Origin of the sequence: Clostridium sp. (genome assembly GCF_016650095.1) — a bacterium.
In the GTDB taxonomy this organism is placed as follows: domain Bacteria; phylum Bacillota; class Clostridia; order Clostridiales; family Clostridiaceae; genus Clostridium_AD.
In genome coordinates this window covers 1-4,492 of sequence record NZ_JAENWL010000314.1, presented here as the reverse complement: position 1 = coordinate 4,492, position 4,492 = coordinate 1, and the positions used below count along the sequence as shown (strand labels likewise).

Here is a 4,492-nt window from a genome sequence, read left to right as displayed (position 1 = left end):
TTTTTTCTGCTCATATCTTTATGAATGAGACAGCTATACAGGAGTCTCCCACCCTCAGATACCTGAGGCGTATTTATACTGTATTACATTGGAGGCGATATTATGGTTATAGGCTTTATTGGATCTGGGAAAGTAGGTTTTTCCCTTGGAAAATATTTTTCATTAAAAGGGATAACGTTATCTGGATACTATAGTAAATGTTATAAAGATGCTATAGAAGCATCTGAGTTTACTAGTTCAAAAGCTTATGAGAACATTAATGATTTGGTTAAGGATAGTTCAGTGATTTTTATTACTACTCCTGATGACTCCATTAATGAAGTTTGGCAGAAAATATCAAATATAAACTTAACTAATAAAATAATATGTCATACTAGTGGTTCTTTAACCTCTAGCATTTTTTTAAATATAAACAATTCGGATGCACTCGCATATTCAATTCACCCTATTTTCGCATTTTCTGATAAATATAACTCATACAAAGACTTACAAAATGCTTATTTTTCTATAGAAGGACCAGAAAGTCATATACATCTTCTTAAAGATTTTATTGATTCTTTAGGTAATAAATCTTTTGTTATTGATAAAAATAATAAGGCACTTTACCATTTAGCTAGCGTCACTGTATCTAATTTAGTTTTATCTTTAATTAACACTGGATGTAGTTACCTAAGTAAATGTGGGCTTAGTGAAAATGATGCTCTAGAAGCATTATTACCATTAATCCAAAATAATATTAATAATATAAAAGAAAGTGGCATTATAAGTGCTTTAACTGGTCCTATTGAAAGAAATGATTTAGACACAATAAGACATCATATGTGCGCTATTCCTACTGGTGATGCCCAATTGTATAAAAATTTATCATTAAAACTGCTCCCTTTATCAGAAAAAAAGCATAAAGATAAAGACTACACAAAGCTTAAAGAATATTTAGGAATGCAGGAGGATTAACAATTGAAGAATTCTATATCAACTTTCATATCATCGAAAAAATCTGGTGAAAAATTAACAATGCTTACCGCTTATGATTATTCTATGGCAAAACTCATTGATGAGTGTGGTGTAAATGGGATTTTAGTAGGAGATTCCTTAGGTATGGTTTGCCTTGGTTACAAGGACACCTTAAGTGTCACTATGGATGACATGTTACATCATACTAAAGCTGTTGCTCGAGGCACCAAAAATGCTCTCGTTGTTTCCGATATGCCATTTATGTCTTATCAAACTTCACTATATGATGCGGTTAAAAATGCAGGAAGATTTATACAAGAGGCTGGAGCTCAGGCAATAAAACTCGAGGGTGGGTCCGTCGTTTGCCCGCAAATTAAAGCTATAGTAAATGCTCAAATCCCTGTAATGGGTCATCTCGGCCTAACCCCTCAATCTGTAAATATGTTTGGAGGGTTTAAAGTCCAAGGTAAAAATATTACTGACGCTAAAAAACTTATTGAAGATGCTAAAAAAATAGAAGACGCTGGTGCCTTTGCTATTGTACTTGAATGTATACCGTCTAAACTCGCTGATATAATATCAAATGAAATATCTATACCAACTATTGGAATAGGTGCTGGTGGTGGCTGTGACGGCCAAATTTTAGTATATCAAGATATGCTTAATATGTTTGATGGTTTCAAACCTAAGTTTGTAAAAAACTTTGCAAATGTTGGTGATCTCATGAGAGATGGATTTAAATCATATATTAAAGAGGTTAATGAAGGAACTTTTCCAAGCGCAGAGCACTGTTTTAAAATAGAAGATGAAATTTTAAATGAATTATACTAGGCATCTGTAAAAAATAAGAAATTTATACCTTGCCGTATAATATAAATCAAAATAGAAAGGAAGTGAAGCTGACATTAATAATGTGTATATAATTACACCTTATTTCGTCAGTAGAAATGATTACTATAAAAAATATTGAGGATGCTAGGCATCAAGTTAAAGCTTGGAAAAAAGAAGGCTACACTGTTGCCTTAGTACCTACTATGGGATTTTTACATGAAGGACATACAAGTCTCATAAAACGTGCTGCAAAAGAAAATCAAAAAGTTGTAGTAAGCATATTTGTAAATCCTATACAGTTTGGTCCAAATGAAGATTTAGATTCTTACCCAAGAGATTTAGATAGAGATGCAATTCTATGTGAAAACGCTGGGGCAAATTTAATATTTGCTCCAGAAGCATCAGAAATGTATTATAAAGAAGCTTTCTCAACTGTATCTGTGCAAGAGCTTGCAGCCGGGCTTTGTGGTGCTAAAAGACCAGGTCATTTTGACGGCGTATGTACGGTAGTTTCAAAACTCTTTAATATAGTTCCTGCTGATAAAGCTTATTTTGGAGAAAAAGATGCCCAGCAGTTAGCTATAATAAAAAGAATGGTTAGAGACTTAAATTATGATATAGAAATAGTTGGTTGCCCTATAGTAAGAGAAGAAGACGGACTTGCAAAAAGCTCACGTAACGCTTATCTATCATCAAACGAAAGACAGGCTGCCTTAATTTTAAACAAAAGCTTAACTAAATGTAAAGAGACATTATCAGCAGGTGAAAACTCTAGCAAGCGTCTAAAAGAGGTCATCAAAAATGGACTATTAAGTGAAGTTTTAGCCAAAATTGATTATATAGAGATTGTAGACGCTGTGACTCTTAATGCTGTAGAACTTGTAAATAAACCTGTTCTTATTGCCATAGCAGTCTTTATTGGCAAAACAAGATTAATAGACAATTTTATTTGGAAATCTTAATATAGAATACTAATATAGAATACTAATGAAGTCTAAAGGGGAAATTAATATGATACTAACTATGTTAAAATCTAAAATACACAGAGCCGTTGTTACAGAAGCTAAATTAAATTATGTTGGAAGTATAACTATAGATAAATCACTAATGGACAATGCAAATATCCTAGAATATGAAAAAGTTCAAATTGTAGATATCGACAACGGAAACAGATTTGAAACCTATGCTATTGCTGGTGAACCAGGAAGTTGTGTTATGTGTATAAATGGAGCCGCTGCAAGATGTGTAGAGCCTGGAGATAAAATAATAATTATGACTTATTGCCAAATTAATGAAACAGACGCTAGAAAGTTCAAACCTACAGTAGTGTTTGTTGATGAAACCAATAATGTAAAAGAAATAACCCACTATGAGAGACATGGAGAAAAAAAATAATTTTTTTCTAATGCAGTAATAATTTTTAATAAATTGGAAATAATATTAATGAGCATTTTATTAAAAAGGAGATGTATATATGAAAGCATTAGATATTACTGCACTCGTATTAGTTATTATCGGAGCTGTAAATTGGGGATTAATTGGATTTTTTAGATACGACCTAGTTTCCAGCTTATTTGGTACAGGAACAGCATTTACTAGGATTATTTTTGCTCTAGTAGGTATTTGTGGTCTATATTCTTTATCTTTCTTAGGAAGAGACAGAGATAGTAACAGAGACACAACTGAAGTTAAATAATTTCTAAATAAATGTATTTAATCACAATATAAAAGAAGCTGGATTTTAAAATTCAGCTTCTTTTATATTGTGATTAAAGCATGATAATAAATATCAAGTCAAAATTGATATGGATATTTACTTATATATCCTTAATACTTTACGCAAATCTTAACTGAACCAAAGCCGCCTTATCTGTAGCTCTTATTACAATTAAGCTGTAGAAATCTCTTTTGTTTATATCTTGTATAATACCTAATAAATCTTCATCTAACATCATTAAAACATTGCCTGCTTTAGTTTTAATCTCATATCCATTCGAACCTTTTACTATAGCTAAGTTTTCCCATTGATGAGGCCTATATTCGCTGAAATTCACCTCAAATATTATTCCTTGTTTCTCAAGCAATCTTGTTAGACTATTATATTGATCATGTAAAATATCATTTCTAAATTTTAACTCTTGTATAGCAGAATTACTGTGCTCCAAAAACTTATTTTGCTCCATTAATTGTGCTTCGTATTCTTCTTTTTTGTGGTCCAGCTTCTTAATTTTATTATTAATACTCTCTAAATAATGATTATTTCTATTTTTATTCATTATTATTACCTTGCCTTTCATAGCATTCTTTAGGTAGAATATAATTGAGGTGATTATTGATGAATAAATTTATAGATTGGATTATTGTAAGCTTTATACACATTATTACAAAAACTAAATTATATCTAATTCAATCATATAATAAAATATACTTTTTAATCAACAAAAACTTTACTTTAAGTAAAATGTATAAACCTATTATCAAAGAAAAAATGAATACAAACAATAAATTACATGAAACTTTAAACCATCTAGAACATAAATATAAAGAAGCTGAAAACGTTATATTAAAATTAGAAAATGAAAATAAATTACTACAGGCTAAAATATCTAAAGTTCAAGATCTCATAACCAAAAGACACGATTAATAATCACCTACAGTACTAAAAGCATCACTTCCAGTGCTGTAATCATCACTTCCAGTGCTGTAA

7 protein-coding genes are annotated in these 4,492 nt (G+C 30.7%); 6 read left to right on the top strand and 1 reads right to left on the bottom strand.

Going from position 1 to position 4,492, the window contains the following annotated elements:
• Positions 1 to 102 precede the first annotated feature (102 nt).
• From JJE11_RS15210 to JJE11_RS15190, 5 genes are all read left to right on the top strand, one after another.
• Positions 103 to 954 carry a Rossmann-like and DUF2520 domain-containing protein gene (locus JJE11_RS15210; RefSeq protein ID WP_291637121.1) on the top strand — a complete coding sequence of 284 codons (852 nt, stop codon included), beginning with the start codon at positions 103 to 105 and terminating at the stop codon, positions 952 to 954.
• A 3-nt stretch (positions 955 to 957) separates the two neighbouring features.
• Positions 958 to 1,785, top strand: coding sequence for a 3-methyl-2-oxobutanoate hydroxymethyltransferase (gene panB / locus JJE11_RS15205; RefSeq protein WP_291637119.1), 828 nt, complete (start codon positions 958 to 960; stop codon positions 1,783 to 1,785).
• Positions 1,786 to 1,901: 116 nt separating this feature from the next.
• On the top strand, positions 1,902 to 2,747 hold the full coding sequence (gene panC, locus JJE11_RS15200) for a pantoate--beta-alanine ligase (protein ID WP_291637118.1): 846 nt from the start codon (positions 1,902 to 1,904) through the stop codon (positions 2,745 to 2,747).
• Between the two features lie 49 nt (positions 2,748 to 2,796).
• Positions 2,797 to 3,180: an aspartate 1-decarboxylase gene (panD, locus tag JJE11_RS15195; RefSeq protein ID WP_291637116.1), complete on the top strand. Its 384-nt coding sequence runs from the start codon at positions 2,797 to 2,799 to the stop codon at positions 3,178 to 3,180.
• A 79-nt stretch (positions 3,181 to 3,259) separates the two neighbouring features.
• On the top strand, positions 3,260 to 3,481 hold the full coding sequence (locus JJE11_RS15190; protein WP_291637114.1) for a DUF378 domain-containing protein: 222 nt from the start codon (positions 3,260 to 3,262) through the stop codon (positions 3,479 to 3,481).
• Between the two features lie 139 nt (positions 3,482 to 3,620).
• Here JJE11_RS15190 and JJE11_RS15185 read toward each other — a convergent pair whose 3' ends face one another.
• Positions 3,621 to 4,061, bottom strand: a complete 441-nt coding sequence (locus tag JJE11_RS15185; protein WP_291637112.1) for a hypothetical protein — start codon at positions 4,059 to 4,061, stop codon at positions 3,621 to 3,623.
• 59 nt (positions 4,062 to 4,120) lie between these two features.
• Between JJE11_RS15185 and JJE11_RS15180 the strand changes: the two genes are divergently transcribed.
• Positions 4,121 to 4,429: a hypothetical protein gene (locus tag JJE11_RS15180; RefSeq protein WP_291637110.1), complete on the top strand. Its 309-nt coding sequence runs from the start codon at positions 4,121 to 4,123 to the stop codon at positions 4,427 to 4,429.
• The last annotated feature ends 63 nt before the right edge of the window (positions 4,430 to 4,492 follow it).

Coding starts and splice junctions, on each gene's coding strand:
- JJE11_RS15210 (WP_291637121.1), top strand. CDS start 103: ATGGTTATAGGCTTTATTGGATCTGGGAAAGTAGGTTTTTCCCTTGGA.
- JJE11_RS15190 (WP_291637114.1), top strand. CDS start 3,260: ATGAAAGCATTAGATATTACTGCACTCGTATTAGTTATTATCGGAGCT.
- panD (WP_291637116.1), top strand. CDS start 2,797: ATGATACTAACTATGTTAAAATCTAAAATACACAGAGCCGTTGTTACA.
- panC (WP_291637118.1), top strand. CDS start 1,902: ATGATTACTATAAAAAATATTGAGGATGCTAGGCATCAAGTTAAAGCT.
- JJE11_RS15185 (WP_291637112.1), bottom strand. CDS start 4,061: ATGAATAAAAATAGAAATAATCATTATTTAGAGAGTATTAATAATAAA.
- JJE11_RS15180 (WP_291637110.1), top strand. CDS start 4,121: ATGAATAAATTTATAGATTGGATTATTGTAAGCTTTATACACATTATT.